Annotated in this window: 20 protein-coding genes; 5 read left to right on the top strand and 15 right to left on the bottom strand. The window is 63.7% G+C overall.

The window, feature by feature from the left end:
• Positions 1-24: 24 nt before the first annotated feature.
• From RFM40_RS13420 to RFM40_RS13375, 10 genes are all read right to left on the bottom strand, one after another.
• Complete coding sequence (locus tag RFM40_RS13420) at positions 25-1422, bottom strand: NAD(P)(+) transhydrogenase (Re/Si-specific) subunit beta (RefSeq protein ID WP_320226059.1); 1398 nt, start codon at positions 1420-1422, stop codon at positions 25-27.
• Between the two features lies 1 nt (position 1423).
• Positions 1424-1846 carry an NAD(P) transhydrogenase subunit alpha part 2 gene (locus RFM40_RS13415; protein ID WP_040974911.1) on the bottom strand — a complete coding sequence of 141 codons (423 nt, stop codon included), beginning with the start codon at positions 1844-1846 and terminating at the stop codon, positions 1424-1426.
• On the bottom strand, positions 1846-3141 hold the full coding sequence (locus tag RFM40_RS13410; RefSeq protein WP_320226058.1) for a Re/Si-specific NAD(P)(+) transhydrogenase subunit alpha: 1296 nt from the start codon (positions 3139-3141) through the stop codon (positions 1846-1848). Before RFM40_RS13410 ends, RFM40_RS13415 begins: the two co-directional genes overlap by 1 nt.
• A gap of 86 nt (positions 3142-3227) precedes the next feature.
• Positions 3228-3452 carry an aa3-type cytochrome c oxidase subunit IV gene (locus tag RFM40_RS13405; RefSeq protein ID WP_320226057.1) on the bottom strand — a complete coding sequence of 75 codons (225 nt, stop codon included), beginning with the start codon at positions 3450-3452 and terminating at the stop codon, positions 3228-3230.
• 160 nt (positions 3453-3612) lie between these two features.
• Complete coding sequence (locus RFM40_RS13400) at positions 3613-3762, bottom strand: DUF3096 domain-containing protein (RefSeq protein ID WP_126096597.1); 150 nt, start codon at positions 3760-3762, stop codon at positions 3613-3615.
• A gap of 147 nt (positions 3763-3909) precedes the next feature.
• Positions 3910-4671 carry an N-acyl amino acid synthase FeeM domain-containing protein gene (locus RFM40_RS13395; protein ID WP_320226056.1) on the bottom strand — a complete coding sequence of 254 codons (762 nt, stop codon included), beginning with the start codon at positions 4669-4671 and terminating at the stop codon, positions 3910-3912.
• A gap of 425 nt (positions 4672-5096) precedes the next feature.
• Complete coding sequence (locus RFM40_RS13390; RefSeq protein WP_320226055.1) at positions 5097-7412, bottom strand: putative bifunctional diguanylate cyclase/phosphodiesterase; 2316 nt, start codon at positions 7410-7412, stop codon at positions 5097-5099.
• Positions 7413-7560: 148 nt separating this feature from the next.
• Positions 7561-11034, bottom strand: coding sequence for an indolepyruvate ferredoxin oxidoreductase family protein (locus RFM40_RS13385; RefSeq protein ID WP_320277659.1), 3474 nt, complete (start codon positions 11032-11034; stop codon positions 7561-7563).
• A 289-nt stretch (positions 11035-11323) separates the two neighbouring features.
• Positions 11324-11851 (bottom strand): hypothetical protein, encoded by a 528-nt coding sequence (locus tag RFM40_RS13380; protein ID WP_320226053.1) that lies wholly within the window; start codon positions 11849-11851, stop codon positions 11324-11326.
• Complete coding sequence (locus tag RFM40_RS13375) at positions 11844-12452, bottom strand: CGNR zinc finger domain-containing protein (RefSeq protein ID WP_320226052.1); 609 nt, start codon at positions 12450-12452, stop codon at positions 11844-11846. Before RFM40_RS13375 ends, RFM40_RS13380 begins: the two co-directional genes overlap by 8 nt.
• Positions 12453-12544: 92 nt before the next feature.
• Here RFM40_RS13375 and RFM40_RS13370 point away from each other — a divergent pair, with 92 nt between their 5' ends.
• The 4 genes from RFM40_RS13370 to RFM40_RS13355 all read left to right on the top strand — a co-directional run bounded on the left by RFM40_RS13370 (position 12545) and on the right by RFM40_RS13355 (position 17121).
• Positions 12545-13450: a branched-chain amino acid ABC transporter permease gene (locus RFM40_RS13370; RefSeq protein ID WP_126096603.1), complete on the top strand. Its 906-nt coding sequence runs from the start codon at positions 12545-12547 to the stop codon at positions 13448-13450.
• 231 nt (positions 13451-13681) lie between these two features.
• Positions 13682-14287: a TRAP transporter small permease subunit gene (locus RFM40_RS13365; RefSeq protein WP_320277658.1), complete on the top strand. Its 606-nt coding sequence runs from the start codon at positions 13682-13684 to the stop codon at positions 14285-14287.
• Positions 14284-16080 carry a TRAP transporter large permease gene (locus RFM40_RS13360; protein ID WP_320226050.1) on the top strand — a complete coding sequence of 599 codons (1797 nt, stop codon included), beginning with the start codon at positions 14284-14286 and terminating at the stop codon, positions 16078-16080. Before RFM40_RS13365 ends, RFM40_RS13360 begins: the two co-directional genes overlap by 4 nt.
• 12 nt (positions 16081-16092) lie before the next feature.
• Entirely contained in the window at positions 16093-17121 is a 1029-nt protein-coding gene (locus tag RFM40_RS13355; RefSeq protein WP_320277657.1) for a zinc-dependent alcohol dehydrogenase family protein, read from the top strand.
• 239 nt (positions 17122-17360) lie between these two features.
• Here RFM40_RS13355 and RFM40_RS13350 read toward each other — a convergent pair whose 3' ends face one another.
• The gene (locus tag RFM40_RS13350) at positions 17361-18470 is read right to left on the bottom strand and encodes a TRAP transporter substrate-binding protein (RefSeq protein WP_126096606.1); all 1110 of its coding nucleotides are present in this window, start codon (positions 18468-18470) and stop codon (positions 17361-17363) included.
• 245 nt (positions 18471-18715) lie between these two features.
• Here RFM40_RS13350 and RFM40_RS13345 point away from each other — a divergent pair, with 245 nt between their 5' ends.
• Positions 18716-19489, top strand: a complete 774-nt coding sequence (locus RFM40_RS13345; RefSeq protein ID WP_320226049.1) for a gamma-glutamyl-gamma-aminobutyrate hydrolase family protein — start codon at positions 18716-18718, stop codon at positions 19487-19489.
• 226 nt (positions 19490-19715) lie between these two features.
• Here the strand turns inward: RFM40_RS13345 and RFM40_RS13340 are convergent, their stop codons facing one another.
• From RFM40_RS13340 to RFM40_RS13325, 4 genes are all read right to left on the bottom strand, one after another.
• Positions 19716-20099, bottom strand: coding sequence for a hypothetical protein (locus RFM40_RS13340; RefSeq protein WP_320226048.1), 384 nt, complete (start codon positions 20097-20099; stop codon positions 19716-19718).
• Between the two features lie 112 nt (positions 20100-20211).
• Complete coding sequence (locus tag RFM40_RS13335) at positions 20212-21195, bottom strand: 2-hydroxyacid dehydrogenase (protein WP_320226047.1); 984 nt, start codon at positions 21193-21195, stop codon at positions 20212-20214.
• A complete protein-coding gene (locus RFM40_RS13330; RefSeq protein WP_292300749.1) occupies positions 21192-22214 on the bottom strand; it encodes a LacI family DNA-binding transcriptional regulator in 1023 nt (340 codons plus the stop codon). Before RFM40_RS13330 ends, RFM40_RS13335 begins: the two co-directional genes overlap by 4 nt.
• A 63-nt stretch (positions 22215-22277) precedes the next feature.
• Entirely contained in the window at positions 22278-23162 is an 885-nt protein-coding gene (locus tag RFM40_RS13325) for a DMT family transporter (protein ID WP_320226195.1), read from the bottom strand.
• Between the last annotated feature and the right edge of the window lie 361 nt (positions 23163-23523).

Here is a 23523-nt window from a genome sequence, read left to right as displayed (position 1 = left end):
TTTTGTTGCGGAAGCTGCGGCTAATCAGTGATCAAAAGCCTTGACGATTTCCTCGGTCATCTTCTTGGCGTCGCCGAGCAGCATCATGGTGCCGTCCTTGTAGAACAGCGTGTTGTCGATGCCGGCGTAGCCGGAGCCGAGCGAGCGCTTGACGAAGAGGCAGGTGCGGGCCTTGTCGACGTCGAGGATCGGCATGCCGTAGATCGGCGAGGACTTGTCGTCGCGCGCGGACGGGTTGGTGACGTCGTTGGCGCCGATGACATAGGCGACGTCGGCCTGCGCGAACTCGGAGTTGATGTCCTCCAGCTCGAACACCTCGTCATAGGGCACGTTGGCCTCGGCTAGAAGCACGTTCATATGGCCGGGCATGCGGCCTGCCACCGGGTGGATGGCGTACTTCACCTCGACGCCGTTGGCCTTGAGCTTGTCGGCCATTTCGCGCAGCGCGTGCTGCGCCTGGGCGACCGCCATGCCGTAACCCGGCACGATGATGACCTTCTGCGCGTTCATCATCAGATAGGCGGCATCGTCGGCCGAACCCTGCTTGACGGTGCGCTCGATGCCGTCGCTGGCCACCGCGGCGGTCTCGCCGCCGAAGCCGCCGAGGATGACGGATATGAAGGAGCGGTTCATGCCCTTGCACATGATGTAGGACAGGATCGCACCCGAAGAGCCGACCAGCGCGCCGGTGATGATCAGCGCCAGGTTGCCGAGGGTGAAGCCAAGCGCCGCCGCGGCCCAGCCGGAATAGGAGTTCAGCATCGACACCACGACCGGCATGTCGGCGCCGCCGATCGGGATGATCAGCAGCACGCCGAGCACCAGCGAGGCGGCGACGATCAGCCAGAAGACCAGCTTGGATTCGGTGGTGACGAGCAGCACGATCAGCACCACCAGGGCAACGCCGAGCGCGATGTTGATCAGGTGGCGGCCGCCGATCATGATCGGCTTGCCGGACATGCGGCCGTCGAGCTTCAGGAAGGCGATGACCGAGCCGGTGAAGGTGATGGCGCCGATGGCGACACCCAGGCTCATTTCGACCAGCGCCTGGGCGTGGATGTCGCCCGCCGTGCCGATGCCGAAACTTTCCGGCGCGTAGATGGCGGCGGCCGCCACCATGACGGCGGCAAAGCCGACGAGGCTGTGGAAGGCGGCGACCAGTTGCGGCATCGAGGTCATGGCGATGCGGCGGGCCACATAGGCGCCGACACCGCCGCCGATGGCGAGGCCGAGCACGATCAGGCCGAAGCGCCCGGCCGAGGGCAGCGCCAGCGCCAGCGTGGTGCAAAGAGCGATGCCCATGCCGATCATGCCGTAGAGATTGCCTTGCCGGCTGGTGGTCGGATGCGACAGGCCGCGCAGCGCCAGGATGAACAGGATGCCCGAGACCAGATAGAGGAAGGAAGCGAGATTGACGGTCACGTCACTTTTCCTTCTTCTTGTACATGGCGAGCATGCGCTGGGTGACGAGGAAGCCGCCGAAGATGTTGACCGAGACCAGCACCAGGGCGACGAAGCCGAAGCCCGCGGCAAGGCCGGAGGCCGCAATGCCGACGGCGAGCAACGCGCCGACGACGATGACCGAGGAGATGGCGTTGGTGACGGCCATCAGCGGCGTGTGCAGCGCCGGCGTCACCGACCAGACGACATAATAGCCGACGAAGATCGCCAGCACGAAGATGGCGAAGCGGAAGACGAAGGGATCGATGGCGCCGCCCGAGAGCGCATGCGCCGCGTTGCCGGCGGCCTCGGCGCCGGCTGGCGCATTGGCCAGATCCTGCACCGCGAGGCGGACGGCGGCGGTCGCCTGATCGAGCTGGTCGAGGGCTTTCTGCAGCTGTTCCATCACGCGGTCCCTTTCGACTTGGACGAGGGCGACTTGGACGAGGGCGACTTGGCTGCGGCAGGTTTCTTTGCCGCCGTCTTCTTCGCAGCAGGCTTGTCGGAGGCGTCAGCGACCATGATCGTCGCGGGAATGGCCGCCGGCTCGGTGCGCGGCGCCTCGGTCGCCTTGGCGAAATTGGGATGCACGATCTTGCCGCCATCGGTCAGCATCGTCGCCTTGACCAGCTCGTCGTCGCGCTTGATGGCAAGCTCTTTCGCCGCCTTGTCGACCATGGTCTCGAGGAAGGCGTAGAGGTTCTTGGCGTAGAGCAGCGAGGCGGATGCAGCAACACGACCGGGCACGTTGAGATGGCCAACGATCTTGACGCCGTTTTCCGTCGTCACGACCTTGCCGGGCACCACGCCTTCGACATTGCCGCCGCGCTCGACGGCGAGGTCGACAATCACCGAGCCTGGCTTCATCGAGGCGACCATGGCGGCCGAAACCAGCTTCGGCGCCGGACGGCCAGGGATCAGCGCCGTGGTGATGACGATGTCCTGCTTGGCGATGTGCTCTGCGGTCAGCGCCGCCTGCTTGGCCTGGTATTCCTTCGACATTTCCTTGGCGTAGCCGCCGGCGGTCTCGGCGGCCTTGAACTCCTCGTCCTCGACCGCCAGGAATTTGGCGCCCAGCGACTGCACCTGCTCCTTCACCGCCGGGCGCACGTCGGTGGCGGTGACGACGGCGCCGAGACGGCGCGCGGTGGCGATGGCCTGCAGGCCGGCGACGCCGACACCCATGATGAAGGTTTTCGCCGCCGGCACGGTGCCCGCCGCCGTCATCATCATCGGCAGCGCGCGGTCATATTCGGCAGCCGCGTCGATCACCGCCTGGTAGCCGGCCAGATTGGCCTGCGAGGAGAGCACGTCCATCACCTGCGCGCGGGTGATGCGCGGCATGAACTCCATCGAGAAAGCGGTGATGCCGGCCTTGGCCATCGCGGCCAGCGCCGCGTCGTTGCCATAGGGGTCCATGATGGCGATGACGGCAGCGCCCGACTTGTAGCCCTTCAGCTCGCCATCGGCCGGCCGGCGCACTTTGAGCACCACGTCGGCCTTTTTGGCATCGCCGGCCGTCCCAATGGTGCCTCCGGCGGCAGCAAAATCCGCGTCGATGATGCGCGAGCTGAGGCCGGCGCCCTTCTCCACGATCACCTCGAAGCCCAGGCCCACCAGCCGCTTCACCGTCTCAGGCGAGGCCGCGACACGCGGCTCGTTGGCGTCAAGCTCACGAGGGATGAATACCGTCTGCCCCACCGCATGATCCTTTCGGCTGGAACCTTGATGCGCAAGGCCTCGGCCGGGACCGCCAGCGAGACGTCAGACGCAGTGGCTTGGAAAGTCTACCGCAGAATGAAATAGCCGACGGCCATGATCAGGATGAACAGAATGGTCGCCGAGAAGAAGCCGCCGACGAAGAAGCCGAAGGCCATGGCCAGCAGGATGGCGGCGCAGATGAGCGAGCCGTATTTGGCAAGCGCGAGGAATGCCTTGTAGGTGCGATCATGCTCGGCATAGTCCATCTGCGCGCCCAGTTCGACAGGACCGGTCGGCGTGTGATCAGCCATAGGAATACCTCTTCGAAAATGCCTTTGAGGCACATAGCGAAAAGCTGAACGGAGAGCAATGGCGCTATTGCCGCACGGTCCGCGACAACAGCCTCAAATGAAAGTTGAAATTGGCGAAAGTCGAAATTGGGACGAAGCGCCGCCGGAGCGCTCCCGGGCCTCAGCCGGCGAGCTGCGGAAACAGGCCGAGCAGGCCGACGACGATCAGGTAGAGCGCGACGATGTAGTTGAGCAGGCGCGGCATCACCAGGATCAATATGCCGGCGATCAGGGAGATCAGCGGCGTGAGCGCAAGCGAGTGGATGGTCATGATCGTGTTCCTTCCATGAACAACCCGACATGAGCCCCGGGGCGAAACGCCTGTTGGGCAGGATTGCGGCGGCGCTCGATCGCGACGCCGCTACTTATAACGGCAAAGTTGCAGGAAAGGTCCATTGTGCGTTGAAGGACGCCCTTTTCAGGCAGCGTCACGATAGTATTTCGCCGTCGGCACGATGGAGAGCGGCGTCAGTCGGTTGATGGCCGGATTGGCGAACATCATGCGCTGTTCCACCGGCGTCGACTTGAAGAACGGGAACCGTTCGAGTGTCTGGCGCAAGTTTTCGCCACAGGGGATTTCGAACAAGGCGATCGGAGCAAGGACACCCGGAAACACCTTGCCCTCGGTCCGCTGGATGGCATGGAAGATGCGGGCGTAGTAAGCGGAATGCTCGACCTTGACCGGCGTGAGCACCGCGGTCTGGCCAAAATAGCTGGAAGCCACCATGCCTAGCCTGAGCGTCAGGAAAGGCAGCACCCCTGGCGCGGGCGCGCTATCTGCGTCGGTTGCAAACCGGGTTCCGTCGATGAAGCTCTCTCCGCGGGCAAGCCGCTCGGCCAATATTTCCGGATAGGCATCGACGGAGGGCGAATAGGGATGCTCACGGGAAATGTAGTGGAGCCGCAGCGTGCTGACCAAGTGGCCGTCAAAATAGACGCCGAAGCGATAGGAATTCGGCAGATTGTCCCAGCGGTCCTCGAACATCCCGCTGGCGATCGGGCCGCACATGCCGGACCGCAGGTAGGATTGATAGCGCAGGCGGTAGATCGCCTCCAGATCCTCGCCCCCTGTGATGAGACGATAGTCGACATGCTCCAGCAATTGCATGATCGAACGATTCAGCGCCGACCCAGCATTTGCGCCGGCGCCTGCCTGCGCATCGTTTCTCGCAGCATCCATTCTCAAGTCCTCGTATCCGCCTGAAAATAGGCTATTCGAGTTGAAATGAGACACAAGCCGAAAATTCGATCCGGCTGATTTACCCTTCGTTAACCTTAATAGTCAGGCGAAATCCCCGCCGGTGTAGTTGAGCTGAAAACCAAGTTTGGCGCCCATAACTAAGTTAGCGTTCAATATGACGTGCACAGAAAATTGGAAATATATAAGCAATTTGACGGGTCCATCTACAGTAAAAATCATACACAGATATTGCTGATAATATTTTTATGAGACAATCCTTATGGAAATCTTCTGCAGAATTTTCCTGAAATTACTACAAAAGAGCGTCGCCAGCAGATGTTAAATATTTCCGCTTTCGCGCAAACTGCTGTATGACCCAAGCAACGCGCATATCGATCTCGATCGACGAAATTTTGCGGTTGCAGCTAGCTGACTGTCCGCTTGGCGGCGAGACGCAAATCCGCGGCGAATGGCCAGGTGACGTTCGACATCGTCTCGATGCCGGACGCGCTGAGCGCGGCGCCGAAGAGGAAACCTTGCACGAGGTCCGGTTTGACCGAATGCACCAGTATCTTCAGCTGCTCGAAGGTCTCGACCCCTTCGATGGTGACGACCAAGCCCAACGTCCGCGTCAAGCCGACAATACCCTTCAAAAGGTCGAGCGACTGCGGACTCTGGGTTACGTCGATCAGGAAGGAGCGGTCGATCTTAATCTTGTCGAGCGGCAGCTTGTGCAGGTAGCTGAGGCTGGAATAGCCGGTGCCGAAGTCGTCGAGCGCGATGCGGACGCCCAAGGTCTTCAGCTCTTCGATCAGTTCGCGCGTCAGCGACTTGTCGTCGAGCAAGGCAGTCTCCGTGACCTCGATTTCAAGCCGGTGCGGCGCAAGGCCCGACGCCGCCAGGGCATCGCGCACCTTCTGCACGACGTCGCGGTTGCGGAAATCCTTGGCCGAGAGATTGATCGAAACACTGGTCTGCGCCGGCCATTTGGCGCATTCGGCGCAGGCCGCCTGCAGCACGAAGGTGCTGATCTCGGAGATGATGCCCATCTCCTCGGCCAGCGGAATGAATACGCCCGGCGAAATCGGGCCGAGATCGGGATGGTCCCAGCGGCAGAGCGCCTCGCAGCTGGCGATGCGCATGGTGCTCATGGACACGATCGGCTGGTAGACGACACGCAACTCCTTGGCTTGCACAGCGCTGCGCAGATCGGCCTTCATCAGCTGACGGTTGCGGAAGGCGGCATCCATCGACGCCTCGAACAGCCGCCAGCTGTTCTTGCCAAGTTCCTTGGCCTTGTAGAGGGCGAGATCCGCCTTGACGATCATGGCGTCGACGTCGGTGTCCTTGACCATGGACAGCACTGCGCCGCCGCTGGCCTGGATGCGCAGGCCGTGCCCGGCAACGTCGACCTCGCCCTGCAGGTCGGCGAAGATCTCGTCGAGCAGGCTCGCGAGATGGCTCTCATCCTCGATGCGGTCGAAATAGATCATGAATTCATCGCCGCCGAAGCGGCTGACATTGATGCCGGGCCCGGCAACCGCCGCCAGCCGCTCGGCCACGGCATAGATCAACCCGTCGCCGACCGGGTGGCCGAGCGTGTCGTTGACGCTTTTGAAATCATCAAGGTCGAGCACCGCCAGGCCACAGAGCCGGTCGCGGTCGCCGGACGCCATGGCCTCGCCGGCCAGCTCGTGGAAGTAGGCTCGATTCGGCAAGCCGGTGAGGTTGTCGTAGCGCGCCATGAAACGGATCTTTTCCTCCGCCTCGACGCGGGCTGTCACGTCCTCGAAAGTGACGACGCCGAGTTCCTGGCTGCCTTCGCGCGCGGAGAACTCGTAGTGCTGGCCGTTGGCGAGCGAGACCAGCACCTTGCGGTCCCGGCCCTCGCGCAGGGCGCGCGTCAATTGCGCCTCGATGTAGCGGCAGTCCTTCGGCGCCAGCATGCCGCCGGCGACGCCGCGCATCAGAAGGCCGTGGATCGAGCGCCCGAGCAGCGCGTCGGCCGATTTCAGCGACATCAGATGGGCGGCCTCGGCATTGGCGACCGCGACGCGTCCGTCCGGGCCGAGCATGACCAGGCCGTGCGACATCGTGTTGAGCGCACGGTCGAACCTGCGCGTCAGATTCCTCGCCTGCTTGTGCCCGATGACCGCCGAGAAGAGCACGTTGCGGACATGGTCGGCGCCGGTGATGGTGATGAACGTCATCGGGATGATCATCAGGCCGAGGACGACAGAAGGCGCGTCCATGCGCAGCAGAAGCGCCAGCGCCGCCGGACCGATGAAGGTCACCGAAAAAATCCGCACCATGCGCGGAGAGCCGTAGTTGCGGGCGACAACCGTGACCAGGGTCGCCAAGGTCAGCGACATCGCCGCCAGCTCGGCAAAGGGATCGGGATAGACATAGATCGACACGAAACACAGCGCGCCCAATCCGAGACCTTGGAGGCAGCCCTTGAGGATGTAGCTTCGCTCCAACCGCTGCGCGTGCTCGACATCGGCGATTACGCCGCCTGTTTTCAGGAAGCTGCGAATGCCGAAATAACGGATAAGGCTGACCGAAAGCAGAGCAAAAGAAAACGCCAGGAACAACGGATTGTGCGTGCGCAAATAGATCATGAATCCGAGGATCCAGTAGCACGCACCACCGATCAACAACATGTGCGCGTTGTCGAACAACGACCGCACAAATTGGATATAAACATCCGCGGGGATGCTTTCGGTCTTTGTTTTGCCCATGTGGTCGGCCCAACGCTAAGCCTTGTCATGCCACAACCGCCTTAAGAAAGGCTTAGAACAGGGACCGCTTAAGCAACGGCTTCGGCCCGCCCGTCAAGGACGGGAGAGGCCCAGGCAGACCGGAAAGCCTTCGGGCCAACGCCGGCAATCACTCAGCAGCGTCGAGAACAGGCACCGGCACGGTTTGGGTCAACCGCTGGAGCAGCCTGGAGCGCTCCTCTGCCGCCTTTGCGGCGCTGGCCAGCCGGACATGGCCATAGCCGCGGATGAGCGCCGGCACGGAAGCCAGAGCGGCGGCGGCATCGATCCTGCCCGGCGCAAGTGCCGTGGCGATCAGATCGAGATCCGCCTCGTATTGCGCAAGCATCCGCCGCTCGGCGCGCCGTTCGGCGGTATGGCCGAACAGGTCGAATGCCGTGCCGCGCAGGCCTTTCATGGCCGACAGCAGGCGAAAGGCTTTCATCATCCAGGGGCCGAAGCTCGATTTCTTCGGCTTGCCGTCGTTGCCGCGCCGCCCGAGGATCGGAGGCGCGAGGTGGAATTCCAGCTTCTCGTAGCTTTGGAACTGCCTTGCGAGATCGGCCGCGAAGCTGCCGTCGGTATAGAGCCGCGCCACCTCATACTCGTCCTTGATCGCCATCAGCTTGAAGAGATTCCTGGCGGCGGCCTCGGTGACTGCGCTCGATCCGGGAACTGCACGCGCCTCGGCGGCGCGCAGGGCGGCGAGCCTGTCGGCATAGCGCCTGCCGTAGGCGGCGTTCTGGTACGCGGCGAGGAAAGCAACGCGCCTGGCGATGATGTCGTCGAGCGTTTCGGCGGGCGCGGACGCCGGCTTGCCGGCCGGGCCGGCCAAGCCGCGCACGAAGTCCGGCTGGTGCGCGGCGCGACGGCCCCAGCGGAACGCGGCGATGTTCATCGCCACCGCTTCGCCATTCAATTCGATAGCCTTTTCAATGGCTTCGGCCGAAAGCGGCAACCCGCCATGCTGGAAAGCGAAGCCGAGCATGAACATGTTGGCGCCGAGCGAATTGCCGAACAGTGCCGTCGCCGTGCGGGTGGCGTCGAAGAAGTGGGCCTTGTCGTCACCGGCGGCGGCACGGATCGCCTTCTTCAGCCGCTCGACCGGAAGCGAGAAGTCGGCCGAACGGGTGAATTCACCGGGCATGATCTCGGCGGTGTTGGCGAGGAACATCGTGTGCCCCTCGCGCACCGCTGCGAGCACTTTCTTGGCGCCGGAGACGACGAGGTCGCAGCCAAGCACGAGATCGGCCTTGCCGGCCGAAACACGGATGGCGTGGATGTCCTCGGGCGTCGCGGCAATGCGGACATGGGTGAAGACCGAGCCGCCCTTTTGGGCAAGACCCGCCATGTCGATCATGCCGCAGCCCTTGCCTTCAAGATGGGCGGCCATGCCGAGCACCGCGCCGATGGTGACGACGCCGGTGCCGCCGACGCCATCGATGATTGCCGCCCAGCCCTCTCCGCCGAGCGGGAATTCGACGGGCGACGGCACGCCGTCCAGCGGATCGCGCTTGCCGGCAATGCCTTCGGCCTTCCTGATCTTGCCGCCGTGCACCGTCACGAAAGAGGGGCAGAAGCCGCCAAGGCAGGAGAAATCCTTATTGCAACTCGACTGGTCGATCCGGCGCTTGCGGCCGAATTCGGTTTCGACCGGCTGGATCGAGACGCAGTTCGACTGCACGCCGCAATCGCCGCAACCTTCGCAGACCAGCTCGTTGATGAAGACGCGCCTGTCGGGGTCGGGGAACGTGCCGCGCTTGCGGCGGCGGCGTTTTTCTGCGGCGCAGGTCTGGTCATAAAGAAGCACCGAGACACCTTTCACCTCACGCAATTCGCGCTGGACGAGGTCGAGGTCGTCGCGGTGATGGATGGTGGCGCCGGCCGGGAAATCGGCCTTGCCGGCATATTTGTCCGGCTCGTCGGTGACGACGGCGATGCGGTCGACGCCTTCGGCGCGCACCTGCCTGGCGATCATATCCACCGTCAGGCCGCCTTCATGCGGCTGGCCGCCGGTCATGGCGACCGCGTCGTTGTAGAGGATCTTGTAGGTGATGTTGGCACGGCTCGACAGCGCGAAGCGGATCGCCAGCGCGCCCGAATGGTTGTAGGTGCCGTCGCCGAGATTCTGGAAGAGATGGTCGCGCTTCGAGAACGGCGCCTGACCGACCCATTGCGCGCCCTCGCCACCCATCGCCGTAAACCCGACCGTATTCCTATCCATCCACAGCGCCATGAAATGGCAGCCGATGCCGGCGGCGGCGAGCGAGCCCTCCGGCACCTTGGTCGAGGAATTGTGCGGACAACCCGAGCAGAAGAAGGGGGTGCGCGAACCGATGTCGACGGTGTCGGCAAGCATCGCCTGGAACTGGCGCAGCTTCGCCACGCGCGCGGCGATCTCCTCCGACGGGCCGATGGTGCGCAGGATCCTTTCGCCGAGCGCGATGGCGATCTCGTTCGGGTCGAGCGCGCCCTTGGCCGGAAACAGCCAGTCGCCGCGTTCGTCCTTCTTGCCGACGATGGCCGGCTGGATGGCGGAGCCGTAGAGGTTCTCGCGCAACTGCACCTCGATCAGCGAGCGCTTCTCCTCGACGACGACGATGGTGTCGAGGCCGCGGGCGAAGTCGGCGATATGCTGATAGTCGAGCGGCCAGGGGCAGCCGACCTTGAACAGACGGATGCCGATGCGGTTGGCGGCCCTCTCGTCGATGCCGATATCCTCGAGCGCCTGGCGGACGTCGAGATAGCTCTTGCCGATGGTGATGACGCCGAGCTTCGGATTGCGACCGCCGGAATAGACGATCCGGTTCAGCCCATTGGCCTGGATGAAGGCCGAAGCCGCGGCGCGCTTATGCTCATGCAGTCGCTCCTCCTGCCCGAGCATGTCGATCTCGTGGCGGATGTTGAGGCCGCCAGGCGGCATGTCGAAGTCCGGAATGACGATGTTCAACCGGTCGATCGAGGCGTCGACCGAGGCCGTCGATTCGATGTTGTCCTTGACGCATTTGATCGCCGCCCAGGTGCCGGCGAAGCGCGACATGGCAAAGCCGTAAAGGCCGTAGTCGATGATCTCTTGGACGCCGGCCGGATTGAGGATCGGCACCATGGTGTCGACGAACAGGAATTCGGTGGCATGAGCATTGGTCGAGGACTCGGCCATGTGGTCGTCGCCCATCAGGGCGAGAACGCCGCCATTTCTCGACGAGCCGGCAAGGTTGGCGTGACGAAACACGTCGCCCGAGCGGTCGACGCCCGGTCCCTTGCCGTACCAGACCGCAAAGACGCCGTCATGCGTGCCTTCGCCGAGCAGTTCGGTCTGCTGCGACCCCCAGCAGGCGGTGGCGGCCAGTTCCTCGTTGAGGCCAGGCTGGAAGACGATATCGGCCTGCGCTAGCTGCCGCTTCGCCCTCCAAAGCTGCATGTCGAGGCCGCCAAGCGGCGAACCACGATAGCCGGAAACGAAGCCAGCGGTGTTGAGGCCGGCGCGGCGGTCGCGCTCGCGCTGCATCAAAAGCATGCGCACGACGGCCTGCGCCCCGGACAGGAAAACGCGCTCCTTGCCAAGGTCGAACTTGTCGTCGAGCGCGACGTCATGCAGCGTCATCAGGCATTTCCTCTGCGGAGGCACGGCTCAGACCGGGCGGCCAACGTCGGAGTGGGAGGCCGCAGTCTTTCTTCCCTTGCGGGAGAGGTCAAACAAAATCGCAGAGGCCAGGTCGGACGCAACAAATGGTCCGGGTGAAACCGCCCAGCGCATTTAAGATGAAGCAAAATGCTTCATGAAGCACGAAAATTTCGACGGCCGGCGCACTGTTTGCTTGAGCATGATCTTTTCCGGACTGAAGGCCAGCGAAGCAAAGACCGCTACACGCTCTTCGGAACCATGCTCACATCTAGACGGCCTTCGAGCAATCCGGTTTAGGCTCGTCGGGCAGCTTGCCGTCGGGATGACCGGTAAGGTCCGGGTTGAGCTCGTATTTCGGCCCGATCACCAGCGGCCGATCCGGCAGCATGGTCTGATCCTCGGTCGAGGTCATCGTCGTGTCGAGGCTCTGGAGCAGCGTGCCGCTCGAATCCTCAATGCGGATCGTGACGGAATAGGGCTTGTCCTTGACCACGCAGCTAAGCGGCGGGCTGGTCAAGGTGATATGCGGAAGCTTCGGCCAGATCTTCTGGTTGACGATGATCGGATCGCCGCCGGCGGGGTTCTGGAAATTCACCACGGCAACCTGCCCCTCGGCCATTGGCCGCAGCGGCCTCAGCGTGATGACGTAGGTGGCGATGCCAAGCCGGTAGTTGAACTCGAACAGCTTGCCGGAAATGGCGAAGAGCTGCTCCTTGCCGGTGTCGCGGCAGGCGCCGAGTGCCGTCGCGGCAATCAATGCCGCGCCAAGCGCGATCGAACGGAATTTTCTAGGCATTGTCGGTCTCCCTGGCCGCCTTGCGGCGGCGATAATAGCGGTTCGCCTTCTGGCGGTTGCCGCAAACGGCCATGTCGCACCAGAGGCGGCTGGAGTTGCGGCTGCGGTCGACGAACAGCCAGCTGCAGTTCGGACAAACCCTCAGCCTGGCAACGGTGTCGTCCCGCAGCAGCGAAAGCGCCGAGACGGCCAACGCCGCCTCGAAGGCGATCGGCGTCGCCGGATGACCGAAAGGCTGCCCGGGCGCGCCGATTTCAGCATTGCTGCCGGAGAGCCCCTGGGCGCAAGCCGTCAGGAAGTCCGGCAGAAGGCCGGCGGCGATCGCGCCCTTTGCTATGGCATGGCGGAACAGGCGGTCGGTCGCCTCGCGGATCGACAGCACGATTGGGGCGATGCCGTCCGGTTCCGACGCCTCCAGCCGCCGGCCGCCGAGCTCGGCGGCGCGGAAGCCGCTTGCGGCCTCGGCGAAACGGGCGATTTCGGCCGGGTCGTCGAAGCGGTCGAAGGTCTTTTCCGGATCGTTGCGCAGCACGACGGTGTTCGCCGTGTCGAGCGCGAGGATGCCGCCGGTGAAGCGGTGCGGGGTCCAGGATACCGTCATAACGGAAATCTAACCTATAAAACGTGTTTGACAAGTTAGATTCCCGATGCAAGGCTCGCCATAGGGTCCGTCGCTCGGGCCAAGGACGCCGCATGCTCTATTTCTACCAGCAGGTGCTGAACGGGCTGCATTCGGGCGCGCTCTATGCGCTGCTCGCCTTCGGCTATGTGCTGACCAACGGCATCCTGCACCGCACCAACCTGGCCTATGGCGCGCTTTTTGCCTTTTGCGGCCACACCATGATCCTGACCGCGGCCTTCGGCTACCAGGCGCTGTGGCTGACGCTGTTCGCCTCGGTCGCGCTCGGCGTCGTCGCCGCCCTGGTTTATGCGGTGCTGATCAGCCAGGTGCTGTCGCGCAGCGTGTTCGAAAGGCTGGCGGACAGGTCGCCCAACGCCATCGTGGTGACGACGCTCGGCATATTGCTGTTCCTGTCGGAAGCAAGCCGCATCGCCGCCGACACCCATGATCTCTGGCTGCCGCCGATGCTCGCCCAGCCCGTCATCTTCGCCCAGGATACCGGTTTCAAGGTCACGCTCACCGTCATCCAGCTGCTCGACTGCGCGGCGGTGATCGCGGTGGTGGCGCTGGCCGCCTGGCTGTTTTCGCATTCTCGCTTCGGCCGCGCCTGGCGGGCCGTCTCCGACGACCCGAAGGCGGCCGCGATGTGCGGCATCGACGTGCGCGCCGTGTTTCGCCGCGCGGTGCTCTACGGCGGCTTCTGCGCGGCTTTTGCCGGTGTGCTCGCCGGCCTCTACTACGGCAACATCAGCTTCGGCACCGGCCTCGTCTACGGCCTCAAGATTCTGTTCGTGACGGCGGTCGGCGGCTATCTGTCGCCGCTCAAGGCGGCGCTCGGAGCCGCGGCCTTCGGCATGGCCGAATCGCTGTGGGCCGGCTATTTCCCGATCGAATGGCGCGACGCCTGGATATACCTCTTCCTCGTCGCCATGCTGGTGCTGATCGGCGCCAGCCGAGACCAGGCCAAGGTCGCCTGAACCCATCAGACTTTGGTGGCATGACGTTCGGTGAACCGGCGGGTTTCCACCGGCGCCATCGTTTGTCGCGCCTTGCTGTGTTGACCTGCCAGACCACGCACTGCATACCGTTGGGCCAAGCGGCGCGACACCGGAGGGGGAATCGGGCGCGCAGCAGCACTTTGAGTCTACGCATCGTGCTTTCCGAAAATCGAACTCGATTTTCGGGCCGATGCGCGAGGGAGGAAATGCATGGCAGGGCTGCTCACTCTATCCAGGACGATCGATCGCATCAACGAGTTCATCGGCCGCTGGGTGTCATGGCTGATCCTGCTTGCGATCCTAGTGAGCGCCGTCAATGCCGTCATCCGCAAGGTGTTCGACATCTCGTCCAACGCCTGGCTGGAACTGCAGTGGTACCTTTTCGGTGCCGCCTTCATGGTGGCGGCCGCCTACACCTTGAAGCAGAACGACCATATCCGTATCGACATCGCCTACGGCATGTTTCCCCGCCGCGTGCAGCACTGGATCGACCTCCTCGGCCACCTCCTCTTCCTGATGCCGTTCGTGGTGCTGATGGTGATCTATTTCGTGCCTTACGTGTCGCTGTCTTTCCATAGCGGCGAGATGTCGACCAACGCCGGCGGGCTCATCGTCTGGCCGGCAAAGGCCATCCTGCTCGTCGGATTCTTCCTGCTGGCGCTGCAGGGCGTTTCCGAGATCATCAAGAAGATCGCCATCATGCGCGGCGACATGGAGGATCCCAATCCCTTCATCTCGGCGCATGAGCAGGCCGAGCTCGAGGCCAAGGCGCTTGCCGAGGAAGCCAAGGCGCTGGCCGGCGAGGTGCGCTCATGATCGAGTTCATCGCGCAGAACATGGCGCCGATCATGTTCGCCTCGCTGATTATCTTCCTTTTGATCGGCTACCCCGTCGCCTTCTCGCTCGCCGCAAACGGCCTGTTGTTCTTTTTCATCGGCGTGCTCTTGTCGCCCTATTCCGGCGGGTCGATCAACCTCGCCTGGCCGCTGCTGCATGCGCTGCCCGACAATTTCTACGGCACCAGAGTGATGTCGAACGACACGCTGCTGGCGATTCCCTTCTTCACCTTCATGGGCATCGTGCTGGAACGATCCGGCATGGCCGAGGACCTGCTCGACACGGTCGGCCAGCTGTTCGGCCCGATCCGCGGCGGGCTTGCCTATGCGGTGATCTTCGTCGGCGCGCTGCTTGCCGCGACGACCGGCGTGGTGGCGGCCTCCGTCATCGCCATGGGGCTGATCTCGCTGCCGATCATGCTGCGCTACGGCTATGACCGCCGGCTCGCCTCGGGCGTGATCGCGGCTTCGGGCACGCTTGCCCAGATCATCCCGCCCTCGCTGGTGCTGATCGTGCTGGCCGACCAGCTCGGACGCTCGGTCGGCGACATGTATGCCGGCGCGCTGATCCCCGGCCTCGTGCTGACGGGTATCTACATGGCCTACGTCCTGATCATGTCGATCATCCGGCCGAACTCGATGCCGGCGCTGCCCATCGAAGCGCGCACGCTCGGCCGCGGCGTGATCTCGCTGATCGTAGCCCTGCTGGTCGCGGTCGCGGTCTCCTATGCGGCCTATCGCTACCTCGTGCCCGCCCATGGCGACAATGCCGACATACTGGGCGCCACCGTCGGCGTCATCGTGACCTACATCGTGGCGGTTGCCGACCAGCGGCTCGGGATCAACATGATGTCCAAGCTGGCGCAGCAGGTGGTGATCGTGCTGATCCCACCGCTGGCGCTGATCTTCCTGGTGCTCGGCACCATCTTCCTTGGCATCGCGACGCCGACCGAAGGCGGCGCGATGGGTTCAGTCGGTGCTTTGATCATGGCCGCGGCAAAGGGGAGGCTGTCGTTCGACGTCATCAAGCAGGCGCTGGCCTCGACGACCCGGCTCTCCTCCTTCGTGCTGTTCATCCTGATCGGCGCGCGTGTCTTCTCGCTCACCTTCTACGGCGTCAACGGCCACATCTGGGTCGAGCACCTGTTGACCTCGCTGCCGGGCGGCGAGACCGGCTTCCTGATCGGCGTCAACATCCTTGTCTTCGTGCTCGCCTTCTTTCTCGATTTCTTCGAGCTCGCCTTCATCATCGTGCCGCTGCTGGCGCCCGCCGCAGACAAGCTCGGCATCGACCTGATCTGGTTCGGCGTGCTGCTCGGCGTCAACATGCAGACCAGCTTCATGCATCCGCCCTTCGGCTTCGCGCTGTTCTACCTGCGCTCGGTCGCCGCGCGCGTCCCTTATCTCGACCGCCTCACCGGCAAGCAGATCGCGCCGGTCACCACCGGCCAGATCTACTGGGGCGCGGTGCCTTTCGTCTGCATCCAGGTGATCATGATCGGGCTCACCATCGCCTTCCCGCAAATGGTGATGCGCTATAAGGGCGCCACGGTAGAACCGAGCACGATCGACCTGAAACTGCCGGAGATGCCGGGACTGGCGCCGCTCGGCACGCCGCCGGCCGACAATGGCGCAGCACCCGTCAATGGCGGCGCGGCGCCCGCCGCGCCCGGCACGCCCGATCTGTCACAGCCGCCGAATTTCGGTGACACCGCCCCGGCCAAGCCGGCCGCACCCGCGCCCGACCTTTCGAAGCCGCCGAGTTTCAATTGAGGTGAGCAAGCCATGAGAGCCGTAAGGCTGGAAGCAGTCGGCAGCATCGCGCTTCGCGAGGTCGAGAAACCTTCGCCGGGGCCGGAGGACGTTCTGGTGCGGATCGAGGTCTGCGGCGTCTGCGGCACCGACAGGCACCTTTTCCTCGGCGAGTTTCCGTCAAAGCCGCCGGTGACGCTCGGCCACGAATTCTGTGGCATCGTCGAAGCCGTCGGAGCGGCTGTCGCCGATATCGCCGTCGGCGACCGCGTCACAGGCGATCCCAACATTTCCTGCGCGCGCTGCAGCCACTGCCGTGCCGGCCGCGTCAATTTGTGCAGCAATCTGAGAGCCATCGGCATCCACCGCGACGGCGGTTTCGCCGACTATGTCGTGATGCCGCAAAACCAGGCTTTCGTCCTGCCCGCCGGTCTCAAGCCGACGCATGGCGCCTTCTGCGAGCCGCTGGCCTGCTGCCTGCATGGCGTCGATCTCGCCGCCATCAAGCCCGGGGCCTCGGTGGTCGTTCTCGGCGGCGGCGTTATCGGCCTGCTTACGGTGCAATTGGCGAAGCTCGCGGGTGCCGCGACCATCATCCTGTCGACCAGGCAAGCCTCGCGCCGGGCTTTGGCGGAGGAGCTCGGCGCAACGGCAACGGTCGACCCCAGCGCCGTCGATCCCATCGAGGCCATCGCCGGAAAAGCCGGCCTGGTGCCGGGCGGCGTCGACGTGGTGCTCGAATGCGCGGGCGTCCCCGATACCGTCCAGCAATCCATGCGGCTGGCCAAGTCCGGCGGGACGGTGGTGATTGTCGGTGTCATGCCGCAAGGGCAGAGGGTGGCCTTCGAGCCCTTCGACATCCTGTTCCGCGAATTGAAGGTGCTCGGTTCGTTCCTCAATCCCTTCACCCACCGGCGCGCCGCGGACCTTGTCGCGTCGGGCGCGATCGAGATCGACAAGCTGATTTCGAGACAGGTGTCGCTCGAGGAGGCGCCGCAGGTGATCTCGAATCCCGCGGCCCCGGGTGAGGTCAAGGTGCTGGTCGTGCCGGGCCAGGGCTGAAGTCTTGCAACGTTGGCGATTGGCGAAACCGTTGATGACAGCGCCCCTCTCCCCGTCACTATACGGGGAGAGGATGCCGGCAGGCAGGTGAGGGGCGGCGCCCACGTCGGATGGGTAAGGGTAAATTAGACCGAGACTACGGCCCTGGGCGAACTAATTGCCAAAGTCGGCGCCGCCCCTCATCCCCCTGCCGGGACCTTCTCCCCGTATAGTGACGGGGAGAAGGGACTAATCCCCGCCTACAGCTTGCCGTTGCGCTGCTGCACCATCATGAAGGTGTCGTAATTGTATTCGGCGACCTGAGCCCAGAGATAGTGCTCCTTGCGGAAGCCCTTGATCGAGTCCCAGATCTTCTTGAACGGCGCGTTGTTGGCTTCCATTTCGGCATAGACTTCGTTGGCCTTCTCGAAGCAAGCCGCCATGATTTCCTGGCTGAAAGGCGCCAGCTTGGCGCCGCCGGCCACCAGCCGCTTCACCGCCGCAGGGTTGAGATAGTCGTATTTCTGCAGCATGTTGGCATCGGCGGCCTGCGCCGCGGTATGCACCAGCGATTTGTAGGCCGGCGACAATTCCTCGTACTTGGCCTTGTTGAACATCAGGTGCACGGTCGGGCCGCCTTCCCACCAGCCGGGATAGTAGTAATAGGGCGCGACCTTGTAGAAGCCGAGCTTCTCGTCGTCGTAAGGGCCGACCCATTCGGCGGCGTCGATCGTGCCCTTTTCCAGCGCCGGGTAGATGTCGCCGCCGGCGATCTGCTGCGGCACGACGCCGAGTTTCTGCACCACCTTGCCGGCGAAACCACCGATGCGCATCTTGAGGCCGGAAAGGTCGGCCACGGTGTTGATCTGCTTGCGGAACCAGCCGCCCATCTGCACGCCGGTATTGCCGCCCGGCAGACCGAACAACCCTTGCGTGGCCAAGAACTCGTTGAACAAGTCGATGCCGCCGCCATGATAATGCCAGGCATTCATGCCGCGCGCGTTGAGCGAGAACGGCACGGCGGCGCCCAGCGCCCAGGTCGGGTCCTTGCCCCAATAGTAATATGCCACCGTGTGGCAGGCCTCGACCGTGCCGGCGGCGGTGGCGTCCGCCGCCTGCAGGCCGGGGACCAGCTCGCCCGAGGCGAAGACCTGGACCTGGAAATTGCCGTCGGTCGCTTCCGACAGCATTTTCGAGAAGACTTCCGCGCCGCCATAGATCGTGTCGAGCGATTTCGGGAAGGACGATGCCAGCCGCCAGGTCACTTTCGGATTGGATTGAGCTATCGCCGGCGTGGCAAGCGCAGCGGCCGCCGCCGCGACGCCGACACCGGACGCACCGGCCTTGCGGATGAATGAACGACGATCCATGCAGTTTCCTCCCATTTTGGATCAACAGACCGACTTACAGGCATCCTCGCTGCCCTGGCCGGCTGCGCGAAACAATACACGGGCAAGGTGTCGAGTCCAGCATCGCGGGCAACGTGCAACTATAGTCTAACGTCAACCGCCGTGGCCCAGCCGGAACGGCGAAACTTGCCATGGCAAAGCGCCTTCGGATCGCCTATTTTGTAGGCAGAATAATTCGTTAGCTCTCGATGGAAACCGTATCCAAAATGCAGCAGCCGCTCGTCGCCGTCTCGACCGATGTCCGCCAGTTCGACAACTACACCTGGCATGCCGCGCCGCAGCAATACATCGAGGCGGCGATCGCCGGCGCCGGCGTGTTCCCGCTGCTGGTGCCCTCCTTCGGCGACCGGCTCGACTTCGACGAGTTGCTGTCCTCGGTCGACGGCGTCATGATCACGGGTTCGAAATCCAACGTGCATCCCTCGCTCTATGGCGGCGTTCCCAGCGAGGCCAACGGCCCTTACGATCCAGCGCGCGATTCGACCACGCTGCCGCTGATCCGCAAGGCGATCGAGCGCGGCGTGCCGCTGCTCGCCATCTGCCGCGGCATCCAGGAACTGAACGTGGCGCTGGGCGGCACGCTCGGCACCGAGATCCAGGAGCGCGAGGGCTCGCTCGATCACCGCGCGCCGGTGAGCGACAATCAGGACGAGCGCTTCGGCATCCACCAGACGATTTCGATCAAGCCGGGAAGCTGCCTCGCAGGCGTGTTCGGCGCCGGTGAGATGAAGGTCAACTCGCTGCATCGCCAGGCGATCGACCGGCTCGGCTCCAAGCTGCAGGTCGAGGCTTTGGCCACCGACGGCACGATCGAGGCGGTTTCGGTCAAGGATGCCCGCGCCTTCGCGGTCGGCGTGCAGTGGCACCCGGAATATTGGGTGAAGTCGGACAGCAACTCGGCCAAGATCTTCCGCGCCTTCGGCGATGCCGTGCGCCTGCATGTGGCGGCGAAGACCGGTGCGCGGGCGGCGGCGGAGTAAGCCCGCCTCTAGAGCAGTTCATCGTTTCACGGAAACGCTGAACTGCTCTAACCATTTGTTTTTACGCAATTCCGGACGGAAAACCGTTACACACGTTTCCTGGAATTGCTCTAGAGCGTTTCACCGTTTCACGGAAACGGCGAACCGCTCCATCTCTTTGTTTTGACGCAATTACGGACGGAAAACCGCTCACACTTTTCCTGGAATTGCTCTGGAATCCCGCTCGTTATTCGTTGTTCAGTGCCAGCAGCGGCGCGGCCGGCGCGTAGGACTCGTAGCCGTCGCCATCGGCGACGCTGAAGGTGACGATCGGATCAGTGCCGTTCTCGCTGAACGCAACCGAGCCGTCGGCCTGCTCGCGCCAGAATTTCACGCGTTCGATGCCGGGCATCAACTTGCGGCAGTTCGGTGCGACGCGGAGCAGCGACAAGCCGCCCGATAGCTCGGCGCCGCGCTCGACGGCGCAGGCCGCTTCGTCACCGTTGGCCGTCAACCGATAGGTGCCGGATGGGGCAGCTTCTTCGGCCGCGCTCTGGACCGCGCCGCCATGCAGAAACTGAACGCCCCCGAACAACGCAACCGACGCAACCAGTCCGGCCAACAGCTTCACTCTGCCTCTCCATACCAAAGCGCATGTCGCCGTCCGCGAACTTAGGCGACAGGCATAACGAAGTATGCACAATGATTCCGAATGGTTAACCAGGCGCTAACAATGCGGCTTGTCAGGCGCGCGGCTTGACGCCGATCGTCTCCGGCACCGGGGTGAGCGGCCGGCGCTCGCCGAACCAGGAGAGCAGATTGTCGACGCAGAGATCGGCCATGGCCCGGCGGGTGTGGTCCGACGCCGAGCCGACATGCGGCAGGAGCGAGGTATTGGGCGCATCGAGCAGCGCCTGAGGCACATTCGGTTCGTCGGCAAAGACATCGAGCCCGGCGGCGGCAATGATGCCATTCTTGAGGGCGACGGCAAGCGCTGCCTCATCCACCGTGCTGCCGCGGCCGATATTGACGAAGACGCCGTTCGGACCCAGCGCCGACAGAATCTCGGCATTGATGGCTTTCTCCGTCGCGGCGCCTCCCGGCGCGATGCAAATCAGCGTATCGACCGCTTCGGCCAAGCCCTTCAGCGTGGGATGATATTCGTAGGACAGACCCTCGACCTTACGGCGGTTGTGGTAGGCGATCGGCAGGCCGAAGGCCTCGATACGATGCGCGACGGCAAGGCCGATGCGGCCCATGCCGAAGATGCCGATGCTTCGGCCACGCAAGGTAAGCCGGCTCAGGCGATAATTGCCCTTCTTCACCCAATCGCCGTCGCGCAGCCATTTCTCGGCGGCATACATTTCGCGTACCGTGTTGATCAGCAGGCCGATCGTGGTGTCGGCGACCTCTTCGGTCAGCACGTCCGGCGTGTTGGTGACCATCACGCCGCGCCTGGCCGCGTGACCGGCGTCGACCGAATCATAGCCGACGCCGAAATTGGCGATGATTTCGAGATTGGGCAGCGCGTCGATCATGGCCGCGTCGATGCCGCCGAAGCAGGCGATGCCGCGCACGACCTCACGCATCTCGCCGGTGACCAGCGACGGGTCGGCGCGCTCGATCCGCACGCGCCGGAACGCCTTGTCGATCCGGCCGATCGCATGGTCGTTGAAATGACCCGGCACCAGGATGGCGACCGGGAGCTTCGCTTCGGCTTTTGTCATTGACGCTCCACCGGCTTGCCGGTGGACTGGCGCACGTGCAGCTCCGGCTTGATCAGTTCCTGCGAGGGCCGCACGGCCTGCCCGTTCAGCTTGTCGAGCAGCGCGCTGGCGGCGCGGCGGCCGACCTCGCGCTGGCCATTCCAGACCGTTGTCAATGCCGGAGTTGCGATTGCGGCCTCCTCGAGATCGTCATAGCCGGTGACCGAGATGTCGACGCCCGGCACGAGGCCAGCCCGCGCAATGCCGTTCATCAGTCCGATGGCGACGAGATCATTCCAGCAGCAGGCGGCGGTCGGCTTGTCTTTCAGCGCCAAAAACTGTCCTGCGGCCTCGAAACCGGCCTGCTTGGTGCGCGGGCCGGCAATGCGCCAGGACGGTTTCACCTCCAGCCCGGCCGCCTCCATGGCGTGGACATAGCCCTGGTAGCGGTCGCGGCCGGTCGAGGTCTGGTCGGTGCCGCCGATCATGGCGATGCGTTTGTGGCCGAGCGAGATCAGGTGATTGGTGGCAAGGCCGGTGCCATAGGCGTCATCGCCGCGAAATACCGGAACGCCGGCGCCTTCGACCGTGCGCGCGATCAGCACCGCCGGCAGGCCGTTCTCCTCGGCCATGATGATGTCCTCGGCCGGCGTGCCGATGGCCGGCGACATGATGACGCCGTCGGCGCCGAGCTGCAGCAGCGTGTCGATGAAGGTGCGCTGCTTTTCGAGCTGATCGTAATGATTGGAGAGGATGAAGGTCTGGCGGCTGCGGTCGAGCTCGCTTTCGATCGAGCGCAGAATCTCGGCGAAGAACGGGTTCATGATGTCGTGCACGACGACGCCGACAATGCCGGAGCGCGAGGTGCGCAACGAGGCGGCGCGGCGGTTGTAGATATAGCCGATGGCGCGGGCATGCTCCTTGATGCGATCGCGCGTGGAGCCGGCGACCAGTGGGCTGTCGCGCAGCGCCAGCGATACCGTTGCCGTCGAAACGCCGAGCGCATCCGCGATCGTCGAAAGCTTGATCTTTTGTGCCAGCCTTGGTTCCCCAGAGTTTTTAAACTGTTTAAATGCGGCCTTATGCCATCGATCCGAAGCAATTCAAAGTTTTTTCGCCAGGGTCTCGGCCTCGGTGTCCAGCGAGGCGGAATTGCGCAGGCGCAGCCTGTGCTCGCGATGGATGATGTAGAGACCGCTGGCGACGATGATGGCGGCCCCAAGCAGCGTCCAGCGGTCGGGAAACTGATGGAAGATCAGCCAGCCGGAAATGATCATCCAGACCATCTGCGAATAGGGGTAAGGCGCCAGCGCCGTCGTCGTCGCCAGGCGATAGGCCTGGACCAGCAGCCAATGCCCGCCGGCGCCGAAGACGCCGAGCATCAGCAGGATCGACCACTGCCAGCCGTCCTGCGGCAGTGCATGCGAGAAGGGCAGCATGGGCACAAGCAGCACCGCCGGCGCCAGCGCCGAGAACAGGATCAGGCTCTCCGATGTTTCGCTGGCCGACATGCGCCGGGTCATGATGACGTAAAAGGAGTTCGACAGCATCGAGCCGAGCGCGAAGAGATGGCCGATGCCGAAGACGCCGACGCCGGGCCGGGTGATGATCAAAACGCCGACGAAGCCGGTGAGGATCGCCAGCCAGCGCCGCCACCCCGCCCATTCGCCGAGCAGCGGGCCGGCCAATGCGGTGATCACCATCGGTCCGAAGAAATAGATCGAGGTGGTTTCGGCGAGCTGCAGGGTCCTGAGCGCCAGGATGTTGAACATGGTCGAGCCGAAAAGCAGGCATCCGCGCAATATGTGCGCCGGCAGGTTGTTGGCGCGGAAGCGCGACGGCTCGCGCCAGCCGCGCAGGAAGACGCCGACAAGCAGGACATGGACGGCGAAGCGGGCCCAGGCGACGATCAGCGCCGAGACGCCGGCGAGCACCAGATATTTGCTCGAGGTGTCGAGAAAGGTGAAGCAGACATAGACGCAGAGCATCAACAGCATCGCCGCGGGCGGCGTTGCGCTGTCGTCTGGGTTCTTCGGAGTGTTCAAGTTCAGGCCGGAGGAAAGGTAGACGCCACCCTTTTGCGGCAATCGCCGCCGGCCGGCAAGCCAAAAGCGACTGGCCCAACAAGACGTGCCGACAGGCTTAGAGCGCACTGCTGTTGGCGATAGCCAGAGCGTTCCTCGCAGTCGTCATCCTGGGGCGGAGCAATGAGCGAAGCGCCCCTACTCCCCTACTCCCCTACTCCCCTACTCCCCTACTCCCCTACTCCCCTACTGCTGGAGTGCACCCCAAAACTGAGACAAGGATATAAGGGACAGTCCTGAGAGAGGGACTGATGCCTCAAAGACG

This window comes from Mesorhizobium captivum (assembly GCF_033977165.1).
Classification (GTDB): Bacteria; Pseudomonadota; Alphaproteobacteria; order Rhizobiales; family Rhizobiaceae; genus Mesorhizobium; species Mesorhizobium captivum.
Note: the sequence above shows the minus strand (reverse complement) of the source record. Positions and strands in the feature narration are given on the sequence as shown.

Excerpts from the sequence above, each read along its gene's own strand:
- RFM40_RS13415 (WP_040974911.1), bottom strand. The coding sequence starts at position 1,846 with ATGGAACAGCTGCAGAAAGCCCTCGACCAGCTCGATCAGGCGACCGCC.
- RFM40_RS13405 (WP_320226057.1), bottom strand. The coding sequence starts at position 3,452 with ATGGCTGATCACACGCCGACCGGTCCTGTCGAACTGGGCGCGCAGATG.
- RFM40_RS13400 (WP_126096597.1), bottom strand. The coding sequence starts at position 3,762 with ATGACCATCCACTCGCTTGCGCTCACGCCGCTGATCTCCCTGATCGCC.
- RFM40_RS13395 (WP_320226056.1), bottom strand. The coding sequence starts at position 4,671 with ATGGATGCTGCGAGAAACGATGCGCAGGCAGGCGCCGGCGCAAATGCT.
- RFM40_RS13390 (WP_320226055.1), bottom strand. The coding sequence starts at position 7,412 with ATGGGCAAAACAAAGACCGAAAGCATCCCCGCGGATGTTTATATCCAA.
- RFM40_RS13385 (WP_320277659.1), bottom strand. The coding sequence starts at position 11,034 with ATGACGCTGCATGACGTCGCGCTCGACGACAAGTTCGACCTTGGCAAG.
- RFM40_RS13380 (WP_320226053.1), bottom strand. The coding sequence starts at position 11,851 with ATGCCTAGAAAATTCCGTTCGATCGCGCTTGGCGCGGCATTGATTGCC.
- RFM40_RS13375 (WP_320226052.1), bottom strand. The coding sequence starts at position 12,452 with ATGACGGTATCCTGGACCCCGCACCGCTTCACCGGCGGCATCCTCGCG.
- RFM40_RS13370 (WP_126096603.1), top strand. The coding sequence starts at position 12,545 with ATGCTCTATTTCTACCAGCAGGTGCTGAACGGGCTGCATTCGGGCGCG.
- RFM40_RS13365 (WP_320277658.1), top strand. The coding sequence starts at position 13,682 with ATGGCAGGGCTGCTCACTCTATCCAGGACGATCGATCGCATCAACGAG.
- RFM40_RS13360 (WP_320226050.1), top strand. The coding sequence starts at position 14,284 with ATGATCGAGTTCATCGCGCAGAACATGGCGCCGATCATGTTCGCCTCG.
- RFM40_RS13355 (WP_320277657.1), top strand. The coding sequence starts at position 16,093 with ATGAGAGCCGTAAGGCTGGAAGCAGTCGGCAGCATCGCGCTTCGCGAG.
- RFM40_RS13350 (WP_126096606.1), bottom strand. The coding sequence starts at position 18,470 with ATGGATCGTCGTTCATTCATCCGCAAGGCCGGTGCGTCCGGTGTCGGC.
- RFM40_RS13345 (WP_320226049.1), top strand. The coding sequence starts at position 18,716 with ATGCAGCAGCCGCTCGTCGCCGTCTCGACCGATGTCCGCCAGTTCGAC.
- RFM40_RS13335 (WP_320226047.1), bottom strand. The coding sequence starts at position 21,195 with ATGACAAAAGCCGAAGCGAAGCTCCCGGTCGCCATCCTGGTGCCGGGT.
- RFM40_RS13325 (WP_320226195.1), bottom strand. The coding sequence starts at position 23,162 with ATGCTCTGCGTCTATGTCTGCTTCACCTTTCTCGACACCTCGAGCAAA.